Origin of the sequence: Caryophanon latum (genome assembly GCF_001700325.1) — a bacterium.
Classification (GTDB): domain Bacteria; phylum Bacillota; class Bacilli; order Bacillales_A; family Planococcaceae; genus Caryophanon; species Caryophanon latum.
Genome location: NZ_MATO01000030.1, coordinates 1 through 18,623, shown reverse-complemented (window position 1 = coordinate 18,623; position 18,623 = coordinate 1). Strand labels below are relative to the sequence as shown.

General features: G+C 43.8%; 17 protein-coding genes. 7 read left to right on the top strand and 10 right to left on the bottom strand.

What is annotated here, in order from left to right; all coding sequences use genetic code 11:
* The first annotated feature begins 333 nt into the window (after nucleotides 1-333).
* Nucleotides 334-1,020, top strand: coding sequence for a universal stress protein (locus tag A6K76_RS07230; RefSeq protein ID WP_066463564.1), 687 nt, complete (start codon nucleotides 334-336; stop codon nucleotides 1,018-1,020).
* A 42-nt stretch (nucleotides 1,021-1,062) separates the two neighbouring features.
* Here the strand turns inward: A6K76_RS07230 and A6K76_RS07225 are convergent, their stop codons facing one another.
* From A6K76_RS07225 to A6K76_RS07210, 4 genes are all read right to left on the bottom strand, one after another.
* Entirely contained in the window at nucleotides 1,063-1,845 is a 783-nt protein-coding gene (locus A6K76_RS07225) for an ABC transporter permease subunit (RefSeq protein WP_066463562.1), read from the bottom strand.
* Nucleotides 1,838-2,728, bottom strand: coding sequence for an ABC transporter ATP-binding protein (locus A6K76_RS07220; protein ID WP_066463559.1), 891 nt, complete (start codon nucleotides 2,726-2,728; stop codon nucleotides 1,838-1,840). The genes A6K76_RS07225 and A6K76_RS07220 overlap by 8 nt, the downstream gene beginning before the upstream one ends.
* Nucleotides 2,728-2,925 carry a PLD nuclease N-terminal domain-containing protein gene (locus A6K76_RS07215; RefSeq protein WP_066463557.1) on the bottom strand — a complete coding sequence of 66 codons (198 nt, stop codon included), beginning with the start codon at nucleotides 2,923-2,925 and terminating at the stop codon, nucleotides 2,728-2,730. The genes A6K76_RS07220 and A6K76_RS07215 overlap by 1 nt, the downstream gene beginning before the upstream one ends.
* Nucleotides 2,926-3,546: 621 nt before the next feature.
* Nucleotides 3,547-4,491, bottom strand: coding sequence for a carbohydrate kinase family protein (locus A6K76_RS07210; protein WP_066463556.1), 945 nt, complete (start codon nucleotides 4,489-4,491; stop codon nucleotides 3,547-3,549).
* A 212-nt stretch (nucleotides 4,492-4,703) separates the two neighbouring features.
* On the opposite strand from A6K76_RS07210, the gene A6K76_RS07205 reads away from it, so the two are divergent.
* The 3 genes from A6K76_RS07205 (at nucleotide 4,704) to A6K76_RS07195 (ending at nucleotide 7,110) form a co-directional block, all read left to right on the top strand.
* Complete coding sequence (locus tag A6K76_RS07205) at nucleotides 4,704-5,261, top strand: GNAT family N-acetyltransferase (protein WP_066463554.1); 558 nt, start codon at nucleotides 4,704-4,706, stop codon at nucleotides 5,259-5,261.
* Between the two features lie 16 nt (nucleotides 5,262-5,277).
* Nucleotides 5,278-6,174, top strand: a complete 897-nt coding sequence (locus A6K76_RS07200; RefSeq protein WP_066463553.1) for an EamA family transporter — start codon at nucleotides 5,278-5,280, stop codon at nucleotides 6,172-6,174.
* A 96-nt stretch (nucleotides 6,175-6,270) separates the two neighbouring features.
* A complete protein-coding gene (locus A6K76_RS07195; protein ID WP_066463551.1) occupies nucleotides 6,271-7,110 on the top strand; it encodes a SinI family restriction endonuclease in 840 nt (279 codons plus the stop codon).
* 44 nt (nucleotides 7,111-7,154) lie between these two features.
* On the opposite strand, the gene A6K76_RS07190 is transcribed toward A6K76_RS07195, so the two are convergent.
* From A6K76_RS07190 to ade, 5 genes are all read right to left on the bottom strand, one after another.
* A complete protein-coding gene (locus A6K76_RS07190; RefSeq protein WP_066463549.1) occupies nucleotides 7,155-8,318 on the bottom strand; it encodes a DNA cytosine methyltransferase in 1,164 nt (387 codons plus the stop codon).
* A gap of 150 nt (nucleotides 8,319-8,468) precedes the next feature.
* Nucleotides 8,469-9,362: a transglutaminase domain-containing protein gene (locus A6K76_RS07185; RefSeq protein ID WP_066463547.1), complete on the bottom strand. Its 894-nt coding sequence runs from the start codon at nucleotides 9,360-9,362 to the stop codon at nucleotides 8,469-8,471.
* A 13-nt stretch (nucleotides 9,363-9,375) separates the two neighbouring features.
* The gene (locus A6K76_RS07180) at nucleotides 9,376-9,804 is read right to left on the bottom strand and encodes a YkvA family protein (RefSeq protein WP_066463540.1); all 429 of its coding nucleotides are present in this window, start codon (nucleotides 9,802-9,804) and stop codon (nucleotides 9,376-9,378) included.
* A gap of 325 nt (nucleotides 9,805-10,129) precedes the next feature.
* The gene (locus A6K76_RS07175) at nucleotides 10,130-10,828 is read right to left on the bottom strand and encodes a glycosyltransferase (protein WP_066463538.1); all 699 of its coding nucleotides are present in this window, start codon (nucleotides 10,826-10,828) and stop codon (nucleotides 10,130-10,132) included.
* Nucleotides 10,829-10,879: 51 nt separating this feature from the next.
* Complete coding sequence (ade, locus tag A6K76_RS07170; RefSeq protein ID WP_066463536.1) at nucleotides 10,880-12,622, bottom strand: adenine deaminase; 1,743 nt, start codon at nucleotides 12,620-12,622, stop codon at nucleotides 10,880-10,882.
* A 170-nt stretch (nucleotides 12,623-12,792) separates the two neighbouring features.
* Here ade and A6K76_RS07165 point away from each other — a divergent pair, with 170 nt between their 5' ends.
* Complete coding sequence (locus tag A6K76_RS07165; protein WP_066463534.1) at nucleotides 12,793-14,700, top strand: SEL1-like repeat protein; 1,908 nt, start codon at nucleotides 12,793-12,795, stop codon at nucleotides 14,698-14,700.
* A gap of 297 nt (nucleotides 14,701-14,997) precedes the next feature.
* Here the strand turns inward: A6K76_RS07165 and aceA are convergent, their stop codons facing one another.
* Nucleotides 14,998-16,278 (bottom strand): isocitrate lyase, encoded by a 1,281-nt coding sequence (aceA, locus tag A6K76_RS07160; protein WP_066463533.1) that lies wholly within the window; start codon nucleotides 16,276-16,278, stop codon nucleotides 14,998-15,000.
* A 220-nt stretch (nucleotides 16,279-16,498) separates the two neighbouring features.
* Here aceA and A6K76_RS07155 point away from each other — a divergent pair, with 220 nt between their 5' ends.
* Nucleotides 16,499-17,170, top strand: coding sequence for a LytTR family DNA-binding domain-containing protein (locus A6K76_RS07155; RefSeq protein WP_066463531.1), 672 nt, complete (start codon nucleotides 16,499-16,501; stop codon nucleotides 17,168-17,170).
* Nucleotides 17,171-17,481: 311 nt separating this feature from the next.
* Entirely contained in the window at nucleotides 17,482-18,552 is a 1,071-nt protein-coding gene (locus A6K76_RS07150; protein WP_066463529.1) for a CapA family protein, read from the top strand.
* Nucleotides 18,553-18,623 lie beyond the last annotated feature (71 nt).

Genomic DNA, 18,623 nt, shown 5'->3' with positions numbered 1-18,623 from the left:
TTTAAAGGTACACTAACAGTACAACAGTTCATGACGAACGCCGCATGACAAAAGAAGACATATTATCTGTTTTTTCACTCGTGTTTATTAGCTATATACAAGGTGATTGAAATTTAGAATGTGAAAGAGGCTCGAAACAAGAGGCGGACTCCTGCGGGAAAAGCGTGAGCGAGAGACTACAAGCTCGAGCCACGCCCGCGGAAAGCCTGCCTCGATGTGGAGAGCCGACGAACAAAATGCTAAAATACATTCACCGTCTATATATATGAATAATCGCACAGCTAATGAACACGCTTGATATTTTTTAATCAATATAAAAAGAGGTGCAAAGCGATGAAGTTTGCAAAAGGTCGCATTGATGAAGCCATTTTAGTATGTGTGTATTACGGTGCAAATGGTGAACGTTTAATACGCCGTGGTCATAAAATGGCGACGATGGCAGATTGTCCGCTGTATATTTTAACAGTAGACCCAAGCCCGCTAGATAATTTTGATGAGGAAAAGTCACGCTACATTGAACGCTGGAAAGAGCTTTCAGAGGAGTTACAAGTAGAGGAATTTATCATTGTAGATAACGAAAAGCGCCCGACGCCAAAAGTAATCGGTGAGGTCGCAAAAAAGCATAACATTACACAAATTATCGTCGGTCAAAGCGCCCAAACTCGCTGGGAGGAAATTACGAAAGGCTCCTTCATTAACGTATTACTACGTGAAGTGCCGTTCGTCGATTTCCACATCGTCTCGGTGCAGCGCCCTGGCACACACGAACCGTTCGAACGCTACGAAAAAGGCGTGCACGCTTACTTAGTGAAGCAAGCGGACGAGCTGTTTAAAATCGGATTCACTTGTCCGAAGCATACATCAGTCGAAGGGATTTTCTTTAAAGAGATCGGCACCGACTTTGACAACGGTATTTTTAAATTTATGTTTGAAAATAAAACGTATGAGCTCGACATCGCAGAAGGGCTCGTAACAGACCCTGAAAATATTCCAGCTAAAGTGAAAATTTTATTCGTGTAAACGAACGAGGCATGTGCAAAAATCGCACATGCCTCGTTTTATTTACACATTCGTTTGGCGCTTATTCAGTTGCGTCAGCACGATGCCGAGCAATCCGCTTACGACGATGAACGCCCCTGTTACGAGCATCGTCATCATGAGCTGCTCTGGTACGATGCCGCTTTCAACGTACTGCAAGCCATATGCCGATAGCTTAAACGGCGAATACACCCAGTACGTACCAATAATTGAATCGAGCATCATGCCGACAATTATTACAACGATTGAAGTTGCCGCCGCAATCGCAGTCGTCGTCCACGCGCTCAGCATTAACGTAAACGTAATGACTGCAAGTAAAAATACGAAGTAAATACCGACAAATAGCGCCACTCGTACAATCGGCAGCTGCCCGTAAAAAATTTCCGCATAATAGCCGCTTGCTGCGATTGCACAAAACGTCGTCAATGCTCCCATAAACGCCGCCATTACCCACTTGCTCATAAAGATGACGCCGCCGTGAACAGGTCGCACGTATAGTAACGTCGCTGTGCCATTTTTACGCTCACCGCTAATGCTGCCGCAATATAGTGCGATAAAAACAATTGTGCCGATTGATAATAGCTGCCCTGCCGTCGCAACGATCATATCGACCGCGCTCACCTTTGGAATTGTAATTTGCATGCCTTCTGGTAAGTTACCGACCGCCTGTAATAAATCATCCATAAAATAATACGTTAGCGGGTCCATCATGCCGAGCAGTAAAAAAACGAGCGGTAGCCAAAGAATGCGATAATTGCGCACATGCTCGCGCCATTCCTTTTGAAGCAACACGGTAAAATTACGCATCCTCACCGACCACCTTCATAAACATTTGCTCAAGCGTCATTTTCGCATATGCTACTTGCTCCACTTGAAACGGTGACGCAGCTAAGCGCGACATAATGTGCTGCATCGTCGGCTTATTGTTATGTACTTCGACCGTCACAACACGCTCACTTACGCTAACGTGCAGCTCAGACTGGCTCGCAAATTGCAAGGCGTCCGTTTCTTGTACGAACGTAATTGCAATATGTGGCGCGTCGTATTTTTGCTGCACTTCATCAATATGCCCTTGCTCAACTAAGCACCCATCCTTCATAAATAGCACGTATTCTGTCATGCTCTCAGCGTCGTGCAAAATGTGCGTCGAATACAAAATCGTCGTCGTTTCCGCTAGCTCGCGTAATAGCTTCATCATGTCGCTTCGCCCAATCGGATCAAGCGCCGAAACAGGCTCATCAAGAAGAAGCAGCTTCGGTCGATGTAAAATCGCCTGCGCAATGCCAAGACGCTGCTTCATACCACCAGAAAATCCACTAATGCGTTGCGTGCGCTCGTCATATAATCCGACAAAGCGCAGCACGTCGTTCGCACGCTGTAACGCATCGACTGTCGATAAGCCGCTTAGTTTGCCCATCATATTAACGTATTCAAACGCCGTCATCCATTCAAAAAACTTCGGGTATTGTGGCAAAAAGCCGACTTGCTGCTGCACAGGTCGCGGATTGTCTAGCCGAATAATGCCGGACGTTGGTGTTAATAGCCCTGCAAGCATCGATAACGTCGTCGTCTTGCCCGCGCCATTTGGTCCGATAAGCGCCGTAATCGTATTCGGCACGAGCTCAAACGTCACATCGCTCACAACAGCCTTTTTTCCAAATCGTTTCGTTAACTGCTCTACTTGTAGCATTATTGTTTCCTCCCTACGATAAAGTACACGATTGGTCCGACGATATTGACGAATAAAATGATGATGAGCCATAGCCACTTCGGTCCGCGCGTATCCGCAACACGTCGTAAATCGAGTAGCGCCACGACGAGCAAAATAAGCTGCACGACAAATAGCGGCGCGAGCATTAATAGCATGTCGGTTGTAATTGTTTCCATATGTTCACCTCGTTTCGACTTCCTAAATATTAGTATAAAACTTCTTATACGAGTTGTAAGTAATTTTTGGATAGTCGTCTTTCCGCGGAAAAGCGCACGACGAAACAAAAGAACAGTTACATCATTAAGTTCAGTGTATATAGACGGTGAATGTATTTTAGCGTTTTGTTCGTCGGCTCTGCTCACGCTTTTCCCGCAGGAGTCCGCCTCTTGTTTCGAGCCTCGTTTACATTCTAAATTTCAATCACCTTGTATATATATACATTCTTTTTTTAATGCCAAAATAAAAAAAGCGTACTTATAGTTGCCTATAAATACGCCTTACGTTTCTTGCTTTATTCAAAAATCCGTTGTTTCTCCAGATAGCTAGCATGCGCGAGTCTCCACTAGCGTTTCATGAAAATGAATTACTGCAACAGCGGTACGTGTTCTCCTCACGTATCACCTAACAGCAATTACAACTTCCATATCATACATAGCCACTCAACGAATGACCCTCAATTTGTCATTGAACAAAGCTTCTGCTTTATTTAAACATGAGTGTCGACAATATACAATACTTTTGTACGACATCACCTGTTTTTCGTCTTTACTTATTGTGAAATTGCCTGCTCGTAGCGATTACAGTAAATGCTTAATCTCATCGTAATGTGGCAATGCGGTTAACGCACCTGGTTTCGTCGCCGCGCGCGCACCTAGCTCATTGCCAAATGATACACATTTCATCAGTTCTTCTTCCGTCGTCGGCAAGCTGTTGTAATGCACGTAACGCAACACGCCTGACATGAACGCATCACCTGCACCTGTCGTATCTACTGGCTCAACCTTTTCGACTGGCACGTGCATCGTTTCGCCGTTTAGCACCGCGTATGCACCGTCTGCTCCGACTGTAATGAGCACGATTGGCACAAGTAAATCATTTAACGCTGCGATACCATCTTCTAACGTCGTCGTTTCCGTTAAGAAAAATAGCTCCTCGTCCGTCAGCTTTAAAATGTCCGCTTCCTCAAAAAATGACGAAATCGTCTCGCGGCAAACGTCCTCGCTCGGCCAACGTAACGGGCGAATGTTCGCATCGATTGCGACAATGACACCGTTATCTTTCGCAAGCTCTACTGCACGACGCGTCGTCTCAAGCGCTGTTTCGTGGAACATTGTGCCTGAACAAACATTTAATACAGACGCACGCTTAAACGCTTGCTCATCTAATTGATCTGCCGTTACTTGTAAGTCTGGCGTTTCATCAATATAGTCTTTAAAAATGCGCTCGCAGTTTTCCGTTAAATGCACATACACACCGCTCACACGCTTTGCTGGGTCAAAAATCGAATATTGTAAATTAACGCCTTCCTTTGCGATTTCATTACGTACAAACTCCGACGTCTCATCGTCACCTGTAATCGTAATTAATGCAGACGGTGCGCCAATGCGGCTAATGCCTGCTGCAACGTTGATCGTCGCCCCGCCTAAATATGTGACAAACTCCGTGTTCGTGTAATCCTTTGCAATAAAATCAACAAATGCATCTCCGTATACGAGAATGAAATCTCTATCCGACTGAGTCATAACTGGTTGTGTCCCTCCGAAAATATAGTTATTTTCTAGGTTACCATGAAATGACTGCAAATATAAAAATTTAGACTTATTGGAAAAATCAATTTCACGCAAGCTGTTCACAAGTTTGATATACTTGTGAACAGCTTGTTTTTCTACTATCAGTTAAATTTTCACGTTGTACAAAAAACGACTCATTTCACACATATAAGCGAGGGATTCAAATGATTTCAATTACACAAGCAACGAAGGACGATGCGCCGTTCATCGCCCCGCTAATTGTTTCCGCAATTGGTGACATTGCGAACCGCTTAACAGCACAAAACGAGCATGCAGAAGTGATTCAAACGCTTTGTACGCTCATTAGAAACACGAACAACCGCCATTCGTTTGAGCATACATTCGTCGCGCGTAACGGCGAAACAATCGTCGGCATTGCGGTGCTATACGATGGCAAAACAGGGCGACTGCTCGACCGTCAGCTAGAACAATGGCTGCACGCGCAAGGACGCGACGTAACGATCGACGTCGAAGCACATGACGATGAATTTTACATCGATACCGTTAGCGTTGACGAAGCGGCACAAGGGCAAGGTGTCGGCACAAAGCTACTACAGTTTGCCGAACGCGAGGCACAGCGCCGAGGCTTTTCGAAAATTTCGCTCAACGTCGAAGTTGAAAAAGTACGCGCACGTCAGCTGTACGAGCGTCTTGGCTTCGTCGTAACCGAACATTGGCAAATTATTGATGAGCCGTTTCATCATATGGTTAAATCATTATAGAAATTGAGGGATTGTATTGAAAGGTACGTTGTTTTATCCATTATTAATTATTATCGCATCGAGCAGCTACGGTATTTTATCAACGATTGTAAAAGTGGCGATGAACGCAGGCTTCACATCAGCTGAAGCGATTACGAGCCAATACGTCATTGGGTTTCTGCTCGCTGTCGTATTATTCGTTTGCACACAGCGCACATTGCCGAAGCTTAACGCACGTGGCTGGCGCATTTTAGTGCTCGGCGGTATGCTTATTGGCTTCACCGGCATCGTGTATGGACATTCGCTCAACTATTTACCTGCATCGCTTGCAGTCGTTATGCTATTTCAATTTACATGGATTGGCACGCTGCTCGACTGCATATTGAAACGCCGATTCATTACACGCATCGAGGCAATCGCATTGGTCGTGCTATTTGCCGGAACGATTTTAGCAGCAGGCGTCATTGATACCGATTTAAGTCGCATCGCTTGGCAAGGCTGGGTGTTTGGCTTACTGTCTGCCCTGTCATTTGCAGTATTCATTCAAGTAAACTCTCGACAAGTAGACGGGGTAACGACGATTTCACGCATGACGATTATGTCGTTCGTTGCGCTCGTCATGACAAGCTTCTTCCTTGCACCTGAAATTGTATGGAATGGCACGCTATTTAACGAAGGGTTATGGAAGTTCGGGCTCATTTTAGGCATGTTCGGCATTATCGTGCCTATTTTATTATTTGGCATTGCCGCACCAAAAGTTGGCGGTGCACTCACATCGATTTTAAGCGCGATGGAGCTACCTGTTGCCATTTGCGTATCGGTCATCGTGCTACATGAGACGTTAACAGTGTTGCAAATTGCTGGCATTGCGCTCGTCCTTTGTGGCATGGTGCTGCCGACGTATTTGACGTCGAAAAAGCAAAAGTTACTGTAATAAATAGTGCGCTCATCTTTATGGTGAGCGTGCTATTTTTTTGAATTTATATGCGGCATAATAAACATATACTTCAGCACAAAGGAGAAATGTACGATGGATTTAAACGAAGAATTAGCGAAGTTCAATGAGGAAGAATTTGCTCTGCTCATTAACGATGCAATCAACTCTTTAAACAGTACAATTAAAAACTTATACATATGCGAAGGGACACGAGACGACATCGTTTCCATTGCGCATATTTGTATGACATTCGGTATTATTAACAGCTTAAAAAGTTCTAAAACAATTGATCGTGAATTGGATCAAAGAAAACGCGTCATGCTTTATACGGCAAATTGGTTAAAAAAACTAGTTGCTGCGCACATTCAACCTACTCTTTTAAAAGAAGCAACTCCATTACGCGAACGAGATACTATACGCGACCCTGCGCTTGCTCATGTCTTAAATCGTTACTATATCGAAAATGACATGGATGTTAGTACAGATGACATTTCACTCGCTATTGATAGCCACGATTTATTAATGTCGATTGAAAACATTCAAGGTCATTTGCTAGAAGCATACATTGCGAAAAATCTTTGTCAGCCACCATTCAACTTTATTTGGCTCGAAGGTGAAATTGTTCGTGCTGCAGATTTTGCACATTATGACGCTTCTACTAATACGCTAAAGCTGCTACAAATTAAAAATAAATACAACACAGAAAACAGCTCGAGTGTTACAGTACGTGATGGTAAACATGTCGAAATCGAGAAATGGTATCGACTTGGTAAGAAAAAGGTTAACCGTCTAAACGTGCCTGATTACAAATGGCATGAATTAAATGCTAAAGTAGAAATAGTAACAGGGCATTCATCAGAGCTAAGTGAGGAAGACTATTTACAATTTTTAAGTGATACATTACATACAAATCCTAAATTAATTAGCTTATAAAAAAACAAAGGGTGCGCCAACATCATTCGGCACACCCTTTATTGCTATAAAATAGTTTGCAACCCTTCTTTAATCGACTTCGCCACCGCATACGCTAGACCAACTGGAACCGCATTGCCAATTTGTTTATATTGATCCATTAACTTTCCTGCTACTTTATAGTTTTTCGGAAATTGCTGAATCGCTAAATATTCCTCAATCGATAGCGGTCTATCTTCAAATGGATGCCCTAAGTTCGTGCTGTTTTGTGCCGGTGACGTTAAAAGCGTCGGTGCAGGCTCACTTGCTTTAATGCGTCGGAAAAAGCCGACTTTACCACCGCCTGAATTGTATGCCCCGCCCATCGCTTGACGTACAACATCATCACCAAACTTTTCTAAATCTCGCCAATTGCCGCCACCTACTGGAATCATCTTCATATAGTGCATTCGCTTTTCAGAATACGATTGATAATTCATCGTCGTGCCTTTTAAATGTGCCGTCGCCTGCTCAAATGTAATCCACGGTTCGAATCCTTCAGCATCGTCAGCGTAATCAAATAACGTTTCTTTTATTTTCGCCGACTTACTATGCGTTTTTTTAGGAAAGGCATATGGAAATAACGGCTCGTCATCTTCCTTTAAAATACCGATAACAAACACACGCTCACGCTTTTGCGGCACGCCGTAGTCTGCTGAGTTGAGCAGCTTATAATGCACCTCGTAACCTTGAATGCGATTTAAAATAAATGAAAATGCACTGCCTGGTTGCTGTTCTGCACGTAGCACAATGCCCTCATCTTTATTTTTCTTTCGGTCTTCAATGCTCACATGCTCCAGTGCCGCCGATAAAAGCCCTTTTACATTTTCCAACACGAAAAATTTTGGGCGAATTGCATTAATTAAATCAATGTATTTAATCATCGCTTGTCCACGTTCATCTGAAAATGCACCGCGATTGCCTGCTGTTGAAAACGACTGGCACGGACTACCGCCAATCATGCCCGCTACTTCACCTTTACGAAGCTTTGCCTGCTGTAATACTTCTTCAGCCGTTGCGTCTAAAATATTTTTTTCATAAATCGTCAACGTGTCGTTTTTCCGATTTAACTCAAGTGTTTGACACATAATCGGATCAATTTCGACCGCCAGTTTAATGTCAAAGCCTGCTTGTTCAAATCCTAAATCCATACCGCCTGCTCCAGCAAAAAACGAAATAATATTGTTCATATTAACACCTCTTACAAGATACTAACATACTATGAGAAATCGGTCCACCCTCATGCTTGTTACAAACAGAAGTGCATGTTTACGATACATTTTGCTTACTATAATATGCAAAAGAAAAAACATCGAAAATCATTCCGATGCTTTTTTATATTATTTCGCTTGCGGATAGTCCGCACGTAGCCACGTATGAGTTTTGCGCATTTCTTCATCTGTTAAAAGCGCATAGTCACGTGACACTTTATCACCGCGGTCTGGCATTGGATCGTTCCACGTCGTATCTAAATGCCGCCATACACCGTTAACATTTACTAAATTCCACGCATGCCCGACACCGTCTGCTTCGCCGGTTACGTACTCTACGTCGATGCCGAGTAAATCAATCATTTTGTACGCTACGAGCGCATAGCCTTGGCATACAGCTTGCCCTTCCATTAACAACGCAAACGCACTATGCGGGCTTGCCGTCGTATTCGTACCGTACACTGAATTGCGCACGATGTAATCATTCACCGCTAATACTTTTTCCTCGTCGGTCATTGTATCTGTTACGATCGTGCGCAAAATATGACGCACTTGCTTATCGACGAACTCCTCTTGATGCGGATCGGTTAAATATTTTTGTAGTACCGTAATCGTCGCTTTTTTCGTCGTGTACTCATACGTTAAATCCATGCGATCTAAATGCCCGAGCACGTAGCCGTCATGATTTTTCGCAATAGCGTACGCCTCATCTAACATTTCACCTAAATACGTCGTGTCGCCAACGTATTCAATCGTAAATTTCGTTTCCCAGTTGCGCATATGACTGTAAAACGCTTCGGCTAGCTCTTTTACATTCGTCGTTGCGCCTTGTAGTGCCGCTTCTTCCTCAGGTGGCATCACCTCGATTGGATTGCCGCTTAACACCGCGTTTTTTGCTTCATTCATTTCACTTTTTGCACTTTCATATAGCGACAATGCATCTTCTTTATAATCTTCAACTAGCCCGTAAATAACCCAGCTACACATTGCGACGATGACGACAGAAAATAGTGTTCGAATCACGTCTTCATCTCCATTACTTATTCATTTGCTCATCCGATTGCTGCTCAACAATTTGTTGCAAGCTTCCTTCATAATTGTATCGGTCACCAAACCACTTTTTCAATAAATCGTGTGCTTCTTGCTCCATATCCTCATCGACTTGCTTATACACGGACATGACCGCTTTAATAATGACAAATGCGTCGTCTGCTAAACCAACGACCGGTAAAAAATCCGCCACGACGTCAATCGGTAAAATTAAATAGCCGAGCGCTCCGACGATAATGAGCTTTTGTGCATTCGGCATGTTCGGGCTTTTTAATGCGACAAATAACGTCGTCGCTGCGTGCAACGCCTTAAAACCTAAATCGATACCGACGCGCTGAATTTTTGCGACGAATTTTTCATCTGAATAATGCTTTTGTGCTTCGTTGGCGACTTGCTGCGGCTGTTGTTCTGTCATTGAAATCCCTCCGTTTGTGTATCGTCCTTCTCAAAATTATAAATCATTTAAATGAGCAAAGCGCGTATTCCGGCTCGCTACTACGATGCTACATATATTTTATCAGGTCTGTTGATTAGCTATTTTTATACAGCTGAATTGCTTAGCTCGTGCCTCAAGACCCCGTAAGCCTCGACATAGGAGAGGCGCGGAGGCTTGAGCCGAGCCCCAGGAAAGCGAGCCACCATACGCGAAATGCCAGTTTAATGGCTAATCAACACGCTTGATATTTTATAAGTATTTCAGCTCTCTATACACAATACGTGACGCCAAGCAAAAAGTTTCGTCATTGCAAATACTTGTACTGCCATATTTTCATCCCTACGTTGTGGAAACGAAACGTCTCGTCATATTGAATGAACGTATTTTTTTTAATATTTGCCTTCCCGATATACACCTCATATAACGGTACGCGACGCTTCACCGCCTCCATCAACATATACACATCTAAATCAAATTGATCGCCGCTAATGCGCTGCAGCATCGACACGTGCGGCATTGCAATGTAACGAAGCGCCGTCTGAACGTCTACAATGCGTTTTTTACAGCGTAACTCAAAGCAAAGCGTTACGAAAAAATTGCCGATGCGACTAAATGCCGGCAGTTCCCTTGAACGAAAACTGCGCACACCGAGCACGATGCCGTCGTTGTAAATGCGCGACACATGCAGCACTTGCTCAATATCACGCAGTTTGTGCTGACCGTACGCACCGATTAGTAAAATGCCTTTACAGCGCGGCAAATGTCGCTGCACATACGATACTGCCGTTTTCACTGCCGCACTTTTGCCGAGCTTTTCCCTGTGCGTCAATAGCGTAATATTCGGCATTTTTTGCAGTCGCTCAAACAACGGATAGTGCCGCGCATTGCTGCCATCGTTCACAACGACAATTTGTGCAAATTGTAGAGACAGCAGCTGCTCTATATCCGCTTCAAAGTTATCAGTTGGATTGTGCACTGGTAAAATAGCTACTACTTGATGCATGTTCTCACTCCTTACTCACTTCATACGACGCAACAAGCAAAAATTCCTCTATCATTTATCGATTTGAATCGCAATATGCTCAAATAAATCAACGTCAAACAAGCCAATGTCGGTAATTTTCAGCTGTGGAATAACCGGTAGCGCAATAAAAGATAGCGTTAAAAATAAATGAAAATCAATCGGCGGGTGAATGACATGTAGCGCATCATGTAACGCATGTAGTTGCTCGCACGCCTCGTCCGCATCAAGTAGCGTCATTAAGCCACTTACAGGCAATGCCAACTCACCGATTACTTTCCCTTCATTTACGATTACAAATCCACCTTGCATACGCTGCAATGCTTCCAGTGCGACAATCATATCATCATCGTTCGTTCCGAGCACGAGCGCGTTATGCGAATCGTGCGCAACCGTCGTCGCCACCGCCCCACTTTGTAAGCCAAAGCCTTTTACAATTGCTGCTTGAATGTTCCCTAAATTGTGATGACGCTCGACAATCGCAAGCTTCAGTAAATCTTGTTCAACAGACGGCACGAAATAACCGTTTTCGACCGGCACTTCGGTCACAAGCTTTTTCGTCATAATTTGATTCGGAATAATTTCAATAACGTTCGCACGATTGCTTACTGGAAACGCAATTTGTAAATCGGCGTTCGTCACAGTCGGAATACGCACCGATTGTGTAATCGCAACAGACGGCTCAACACGTTCAGTACGCGCTACTAATAGCTCTCCGTTTTGTGCAACGAGCTGTCCGTTTTTAAATACAGCAATCGGAGCAATCGTCGTTAAGCTTGGCAATACGACGATATCGGCATCATACCCTGGTGCAACTGCGCCCTTTTCATATAGACGGTAGCACTGCGCCGCATTAAATGTACCGAGCGTAATGGCAAGCAGTGGATCCATTCCTTCCTCAATCGCAAGCTGCACCGCATAGTTAATACTTCCTTCTTCGATTAATTCATCTAAATGCTTATCGTCCGTACAAAATGCAAAGCGATGAGCGTTTGCATCCGTCACAGCAGCTAGCACGTCGCGTAAATTTTTCGCCGCCGAGCCTTCACGAATAAGCACGTACATTCCTTGCGTTACACGATCGCGCGCCTCGTCTGCTGTAACGCATTCGTGATCTGTATGAATGCCTGCTGTACGATAGCCGCGAATTTGCATATGCTGCAATCCTGCCCCATGTCCATCAATGATTAAGTTATGCGCTCGTGCAAGCAACAATTTTTCTAGCATCGTTTCGTCACCGTTTAATACAGCAGGATAATCCATCACTTCCGCTAAGCCGAGTACCGATTCATGCGTCATAAACGGCGCTAAATCTTTCGCATGTAATACCGCTCCTGCATTTTCAAGCGACGTTCCTGGCACGCTCGACGGCAGCATGACGAAAATGTCCATATCCGCTTTCGCTGCATCGTCTAGCATAAATTGAATGCCTTCTGCGCCGTTCACGTTCGCAATTTCGTGCGGGTCTGTCACGACGCTCGTAATCCCGTGTGGCAATAAAATGCGACTAAACTCAGACGGCGTTAACATCGACGACTCAATATGAATATGCCCATCAATAAAACCAGGCACAACGTACTGTCCCTCTACATCTCGCTCTGTTTTCCCTACTAAACTTCTCGTATAATCAACAGCGACAATTTTCCCCGCTGTAATGCCGACGTCCGCATCGAGCCACGTGCGTGAAAACACGTCTGCTACTTTCGCATTGCGCAGCACAAGCTCGACCTTTCCTGTTTGTGATGCATGTATTTGCTGTTGTAAATTTTTTATCATGTTGTTTCCTCCACTACATCTAAATTCCTCGAATGTTATCAGATTAGCAATCGCTATGACAAGTATTTACCCTTATTCGATAAAATTTTATACTCGTTCCCTTTACAACATATCGAATAATTCGATATATACACTAATACATACAATTTAAATAGAAGGTGGTGGGAGTCATGCATGAGGCAATTTTACGCCAAGCGAACGAACCGCTTCGTCATCAAGGCTATGAACAAATTGCGAACACACTTGAAGCGGCAGTAACATTAACACTTCCAACAGCTACACGCTTACAACGATGTGCAGAAGTGCTAGAGCAAATTGTTCGCTCTGTATACGAAGATGAAATGGGAGCCGTACCGAAACAACGCTCATTGCTGGCGTTCCTCAAAACGACATCATTTACAGATAAAATACAGCCTCGACGCATTTTTTTATTAATGGATTTAGTTCGTAAACAAAGCGTCATTCGCAATGTCGAATTACTCGATCAAAAATCACTTCAGCTGACATTCGACTATTTAACAGACTTAATCGAATGGTTCATCCAGCGCAAAGACCCTGATTTCGAAATCGACCATAATAGCTACAAACAGCAAAACGAAAAGCTATCTATTCCGATGCCAATTTTGCACCCAGAGCAAGAATACTCTGACGAAGATTACAAAGAGGCCGCTAAATGGTTTTTATATGCTGCTCAATCGGGTAACGCAAGCGCTCAGTACAATTTAGGAGCGCTCTATCAGCACGGGCATGGTGTCGAAAAAAGTATGAAGGAAGCAATGTACTGGTACGAGCTTGCTGCAGCACAAAACGACTCTCAAGCATTGACGACACTTGGGCTTCTTTATCATACAGGTCAAGCTGGCGAGCAAAACTACGAGAAAGCTGCATCACTTTACAAAAAAGCTGCTCAAGCTGGCAATGCCGAAGCACAATATCATCTCGGCGTACTTTACACAAATGGCTTCGGTGTCGACAAAGACTACAAAGAAGCGGCCGCTTGGTATCGTCGCTCAGCTGCTCAAGGTAATACGAGCGCTCAAAATAACTTAGGCTTTCTTTATCACGATGGCACAGGCGTTCCACAAAGCTATGAGCAGGCGCTTTATTGGTTTGAAGAAGCTGCCAAAATGGGCGATGCGAGCGCTCAATACAATTTAGGCTACATGTTAAGCAAAGGGCGCGGCACGAAGCCACATATGGAAAAAGCAAATGAATGGTTCCATGCAGCCGCGCTTCAGCACCATACGAATGCACAGTTTCAGCTTGCAATGAACTACTACAGCGGCACGGGCATTACTAAAAATGAAGCAGAAGCATTAAAATGGTTCAAGCTTGCCGCAAATGCAGGGCACACGAATGCTCAGTACTCCCTCGGCTTCTTATACAAAGGGCAAAACCAAATCGAGCTATCGCTACACTGGTTCCAGCTCGCAGCCGCACAAGGGCATTTAAGCGCATCAAATGAACTTGGAAAATATTACAAAGAAAACAACCTATATAAGCAAGCGTTCAAAGCATTTTCACGCGCTGCTAAAAGAGGGCATGCACAAGCACAATATGAAATAGGTTTATTGTATCTACATGGGCTTGGTGTGGAACAAAGCTACACAACGGCTCGTCACTGGCTACGCGCCGCAACGGATCAAACGCACGTTGAAGCAGAATACGAGCTTGGACTTATGTATGAGGGAGGGCTTGGCATGCCAGTCGATTATGAGGAAGCTCGTCGCTGCTATAGACTAGCTGCTACAGCTGGTCACGTCGGCGCGCAATACCAGCTCGGCAACTTATACGACAAAGGGCTTGGCGTGGAGCAAGACTTTACAGAGGCTGCGAAATGGATTGTTCAAGCTGCTGAAAAAGGACATACGAAAGCGCAATATCAGCTCGCGCAAATGCACGCAAAAGGTGAGGGCGTGCCGAAAAACTTCGAAGCAGCAGCTCGCTATTACCGCCGCGCCGCAATTGCAGGGCATAAAAAATCACAGCACCAGCTCGGGATGCTTTACACAAAAGGCAATGGCGTACCGCAAGACTATAAGGAAGCACAGCGCTGGCTCAACTTATCACTGAAATAACGACAAAGTGGCACATATATGTTGTGCCGCTTTTTCTTTTGAACGCAAAAGAAAAAAGCGCTCCGAATCGGCATTTCGGAGCGCCTTTTTTATGGCAAATATTATCAATTTAGCTTTGTTTTCCGCCTATCAACGTTCGTTATTATGGAGGAACAGAACTCTTGTAAGCGATTGACGGAAGCTGAACGTATAGCTACGGCATTCGTATACGCCCTTGTACAACAAAATATATTTATGACGTCTGTGCAAATTCGGCACAAATGCACAGACGCTTATTGAAGAGAGTTCGCGTGTCTCTTATACGAATTGCTCAGTCTCAGTAGAACCAGACATTGCAGTTGTTGAAGATGTACCACCAGATACGATTTGTGATACTTCGTCAAAGTAACCAGTACCTACTTCGCGTTGGTGACGAGTTGCAGTGTAGCCTTTAGACTCTGCACCGAACTCAGCTTGTTGTAACTTAGAGTATGCAGCCATACCGTTATCTTTGTAGTCATGCGCAAGCTCGAACATAGAGTAGTTTAAGCTGTGGAAACCAGCAAGTGTGATGAATTGGAACTTGTAACCAAGCTTACCTAATTCACGTTGGTACTCTGCGATCTCTTCATCAGAAAGTTTAGCTTTCCAATTGAATGAAGGTGAGCAGTTGTACGCTAACATTTTGCCTGGGAACTCTGCATGGATTGCAGCAGCGAATTCACGAGCTTCATCTAATGATGGGTGTGAAGTTTCGCACCAGATTAAGTCTGCGTATGGAGCGTATGCTAAACCACGAGCGATTGCTTGTTTAAGACCTGGATTTGTGCGGTAGAAGCCTTCTGGAGTACGTTCACCAGTTAAGAATTCTGCATCACGTGGGTCGATATCAGAAGTAACCATGTCAGCTGCATCTGCGTCTGTACGAGCGATGATGATTGTGTCAACACCCATTACGTCTGCTGCTAAACGAGCTGCTGTTAAGTTACGTACTGCGTTTTGAGTTGGTAATAATACTTTACCACCTAAGTGACCGCATTTTTTCTCAGAAGCTAATTGGTCTTCTAAGTGGATACCTGCAGTACCAGCTTCGATCATACCTTTTACTAATTCGAATACGTTTAATGGACCACCGAAACCAGCTTCAGCGTCAGCTACGATTGGTGCGAACCAGTCGAATCCTTCGTTACCTTCAGCTTGATCGATTTCATCTGCACGCTTAAACGTTTGGTTAATGCGTTTGATTACTTGTGGTACTGAGTTTGCTGGGTATAAAGATTGGTCTGGGTACATTTGACCTGCTAAGTTAGCGTCAGCCGCTACTTGCCAACCTGATAAGTAAATTGCTTGTAAACCTGCTTTTACTTGTTGCATTGCTTGGTTACCTGTTAAAGCACCTAATGCGTTAATGAATGGCTCTGTGTGTAATGAGTTCCATAAACGTTTAGCTCCGCGCTTTGCTAAAGTTTGCTCGATTACGAATGAACCTTGTAATTTTACAACGTCCTCAGCTGTGTATGAGCGCTCAATACCAGCCCAACGTGGATTTTCTTTCCAATCTTTCTCAATTGCTTCAATGCGTTCTTGACGTGTTACCATGAACAATTCCTCCCAATGTGTGTATGTATTTAAAACAAACTTGAAACTATTCACCCCTAAACTGTTCCATAACAGTTTGTTTTGTTGTAAATTAATATATAACAGGGAAGAAATTTGCGCTATATTTCTCGATAAATACACTTTTAAAGACGACGAGTCGGAAATATGGCGGATAGATGGGGGAACTTCGCTGTTATATAAAACATTAGGGGGATAAAACATGAATACAACAGCTGAAACGGTACTAAAAGCAGAAATTGAGCAATATACGCAAATGCTCGGAGACTGGATGCCGAAAAACGCAACAATCGTAGTCGCACAGGATGGTCAGTACATTTATTGTGCCTCAAACACAATGCCAATTCATTTAGAAGTTGGCGCACTCATTCATCCAAACAGCATTGCAGCACGCGTACTATCTACACATAAGAAAACAGAGGCGTTAATGGATGAAACGATTTTTGGTACGCCTTACTATTGCCTCGGATACCCAATTTGCTTAAACGGACGCGCCGCTGCATTAATGATTGTACTCGACGCATCATTCATTCCAACAACGCAAAAAAGCTTAGCGTTCATTACAGGCAAGCACGACGACGATTGGATCCCAGTACCGATCGAGACAATTTCACATATTGAAAGCTTACAAAAGCATACGTGGTTTTACGTAGCGCGCGAAGCATACAAAACGAACATTACATTGAAGGAACTACAAACGCGACTTCCGCATTCATTCATGCGCATTCATCGCTCATATATCGTCAATATTACGTTCATACAGCGCATTAAACGCGACTTTACATCGAACTTAATTATCGTACTTAAAAATGGCTTAGAGCTACCTGTAAGCCAGTCATACGTACCAAATGTTCGAAAAGTTTTAGAGTTCTAAAATCTCTTGCTATGTCATCCATTATTCGATACGCTAAGTATGGATTCAATTGGTTCATCACTGTAAGCTAGGGATAACGCATAAAAGTTGCTTGAAACAAGAGGCGGACTCCAGCGAGAAAAGCGTGAGCCTTGAGACCTTGCAGACACGACAAAGAAGTCGCGAGGTGGCTCAAGAAAGACAATAGGCGCCACGTCTATGTAGGCACTGAATGTCGTGTTCGCCTCCACTCTCACGAAAAACCTACCTCGACGTGGAAAGCAACCCTACGTTATGGTGAAGAGCCATTCAATTGGAAAAGGAGAATAAATTTGAAACGTTTACTTACATCACTCACATTATCTATGCTACTACTTGCAGGCTGTAGTGACGGAAAAGAACTAAACAATAATGATACAACTACATCTGACACAACCGAGGAAGCGCCACCAACCGTTACAACAGACATCGCAATGATTGGCGACATTTTGCTTCACCGTGGCATCGCGCTTTATGATGACTACACGCCATCATTCGAGCCCGTAAAAGACATGCTCACACAATACGACTATTTAATCGCCAATCAAGAATCAGCTCCCATTGCCAATAAATTCGGAGTCATTGGCTATCCGCGATTCTCTAGTCCGCCACGTATTTTAGATACTTTACATTATGTCGGAGTCGATATCGTCAACTTAGCAAACAATCATACAGTTGACTGGGGCGAAGAAGGCGTTCAAACATTATTTGAAAACTTAGAGAAACACGATATGCCATACTTCGGTGCGTATAAATCTGATGAGGATCGTTACACGCCGCGCATTATTGATTTAAACGGTATTACAGTCGGGCTTCTCGGCTACACATATGACACAAATGGCTTTTATTTACCTAAAAATTCTCCATACAACGTTAACTACATCGTCGAAAATAAAATGCTCACAGATATTAAAAACTTAGAGTCACTTGTCGATGTCGTAGTTGTCAGTATGCATTGGGGACCAGAATATGTTACAACAGAAAATGAAGAGCAACGTCGCCTAGCAAAAGTATTAAATGACGCTGGCGTTGAAATTGTGTTCGGTAGCCATCCGCATATTTTACAACCTTACACATTATTAACGAACGACCAAGGTGAAGAAACACATATCTTTTACTCAATCGGTAACTTTTTCGCTACGATTACATCAGCTCCTGACACATTTATCGGAGGCGCTGCAAGCTTAAAAATCACAAAAACCGGTAATAACATCGACGTCCATTCACCACATTTCAAAGCAACATCTATGATTTTAGAAAATGGACGCTATAACATTTATCCACTAGCAGACGTACAACAATATGCACCTCGCAATTTAGACTGGGTTCGTGGCGTTTTAGGTCCGGATGTCACAGTAGAATAACGACCGCTAGAGCAAAACAAAGGGGGCTGTCCCATAGCCATCAAGTTTACCCATTCGATTCATTTCTTCAA

What these genes read in the sequence shown, in the direction of transcription:
- A6K76_RS07155 (WP_066463531.1), top strand. Translation starts at nt 16,499, where the DNA reads ATGAATACAACAGCTGAAACGGTACTAAAAGCAGAAATTGAGCAATAT.
- ade (WP_066463536.1), bottom strand. Translation starts at nt 12,622, where the DNA reads ATGATAAAAAATTTACAACAGCAAATACATGCATCACAAACAGGAAAG.
- A6K76_RS07175 (WP_066463538.1), bottom strand. Translation starts at nt 10,828, where the DNA reads ATGCATCAAGTAGTAGCTATTTTACCAGTGCACAATCCAACTGATAAC.
- A6K76_RS07230 (WP_066463564.1), top strand. Translation starts at nt 334, where the DNA reads ATGAAGTTTGCAAAAGGTCGCATTGATGAAGCCATTTTAGTATGTGTG.
- A6K76_RS07220 (WP_066463559.1), bottom strand. Translation starts at nt 2,728, where the DNA reads ATGCTACAAGTAGAGCAGTTAACGAAACGATTTGGAAAAAAGGCTGTT.
- A6K76_RS07180 (WP_066463540.1), bottom strand. Translation starts at nt 9,804, where the DNA reads ATGACAGAACAACAGCCGCAGCAAGTCGCCAACGAAGCACAAAAGCAT.
- A6K76_RS07205 (WP_066463554.1), top strand. Translation starts at nt 4,704, where the DNA reads ATGATTTCAATTACACAAGCAACGAAGGACGATGCGCCGTTCATCGCC.
- aceA (WP_066463533.1), bottom strand. Translation starts at nt 16,278, where the DNA reads ATGGTAACACGTCAAGAACGCATTGAAGCAATTGAGAAAGATTGGAAA.
- A6K76_RS07190 (WP_066463549.1), bottom strand. Translation starts at nt 8,318, where the DNA reads ATGAACAATATTATTTCGTTTTTTGCTGGAGCAGGCGGTATGGATTTA.
- A6K76_RS07210 (WP_066463556.1), bottom strand. Translation starts at nt 4,491, where the DNA reads ATGACTCAGTCGGATAGAGATTTCATTCTCGTATACGGAGATGCATTT.
- A6K76_RS07195 (WP_066463551.1), top strand. Translation starts at nt 6,271, where the DNA reads ATGGATTTAAACGAAGAATTAGCGAAGTTCAATGAGGAAGAATTTGCT.
- A6K76_RS07225 (WP_066463562.1), bottom strand. Translation starts at nt 1,845, where the DNA reads ATGCGTAATTTTACCGTGTTGCTTCAAAAGGAATGGCGCGAGCATGTG.
- A6K76_RS07215 (WP_066463557.1), bottom strand. Translation starts at nt 2,925, where the DNA reads ATGGAAACAATTACAACCGACATGCTATTAATGCTCGCGCCGCTATTT.
- A6K76_RS07165 (WP_066463534.1), top strand. Translation starts at nt 12,793, where the DNA reads ATGCATGAGGCAATTTTACGCCAAGCGAACGAACCGCTTCGTCATCAA.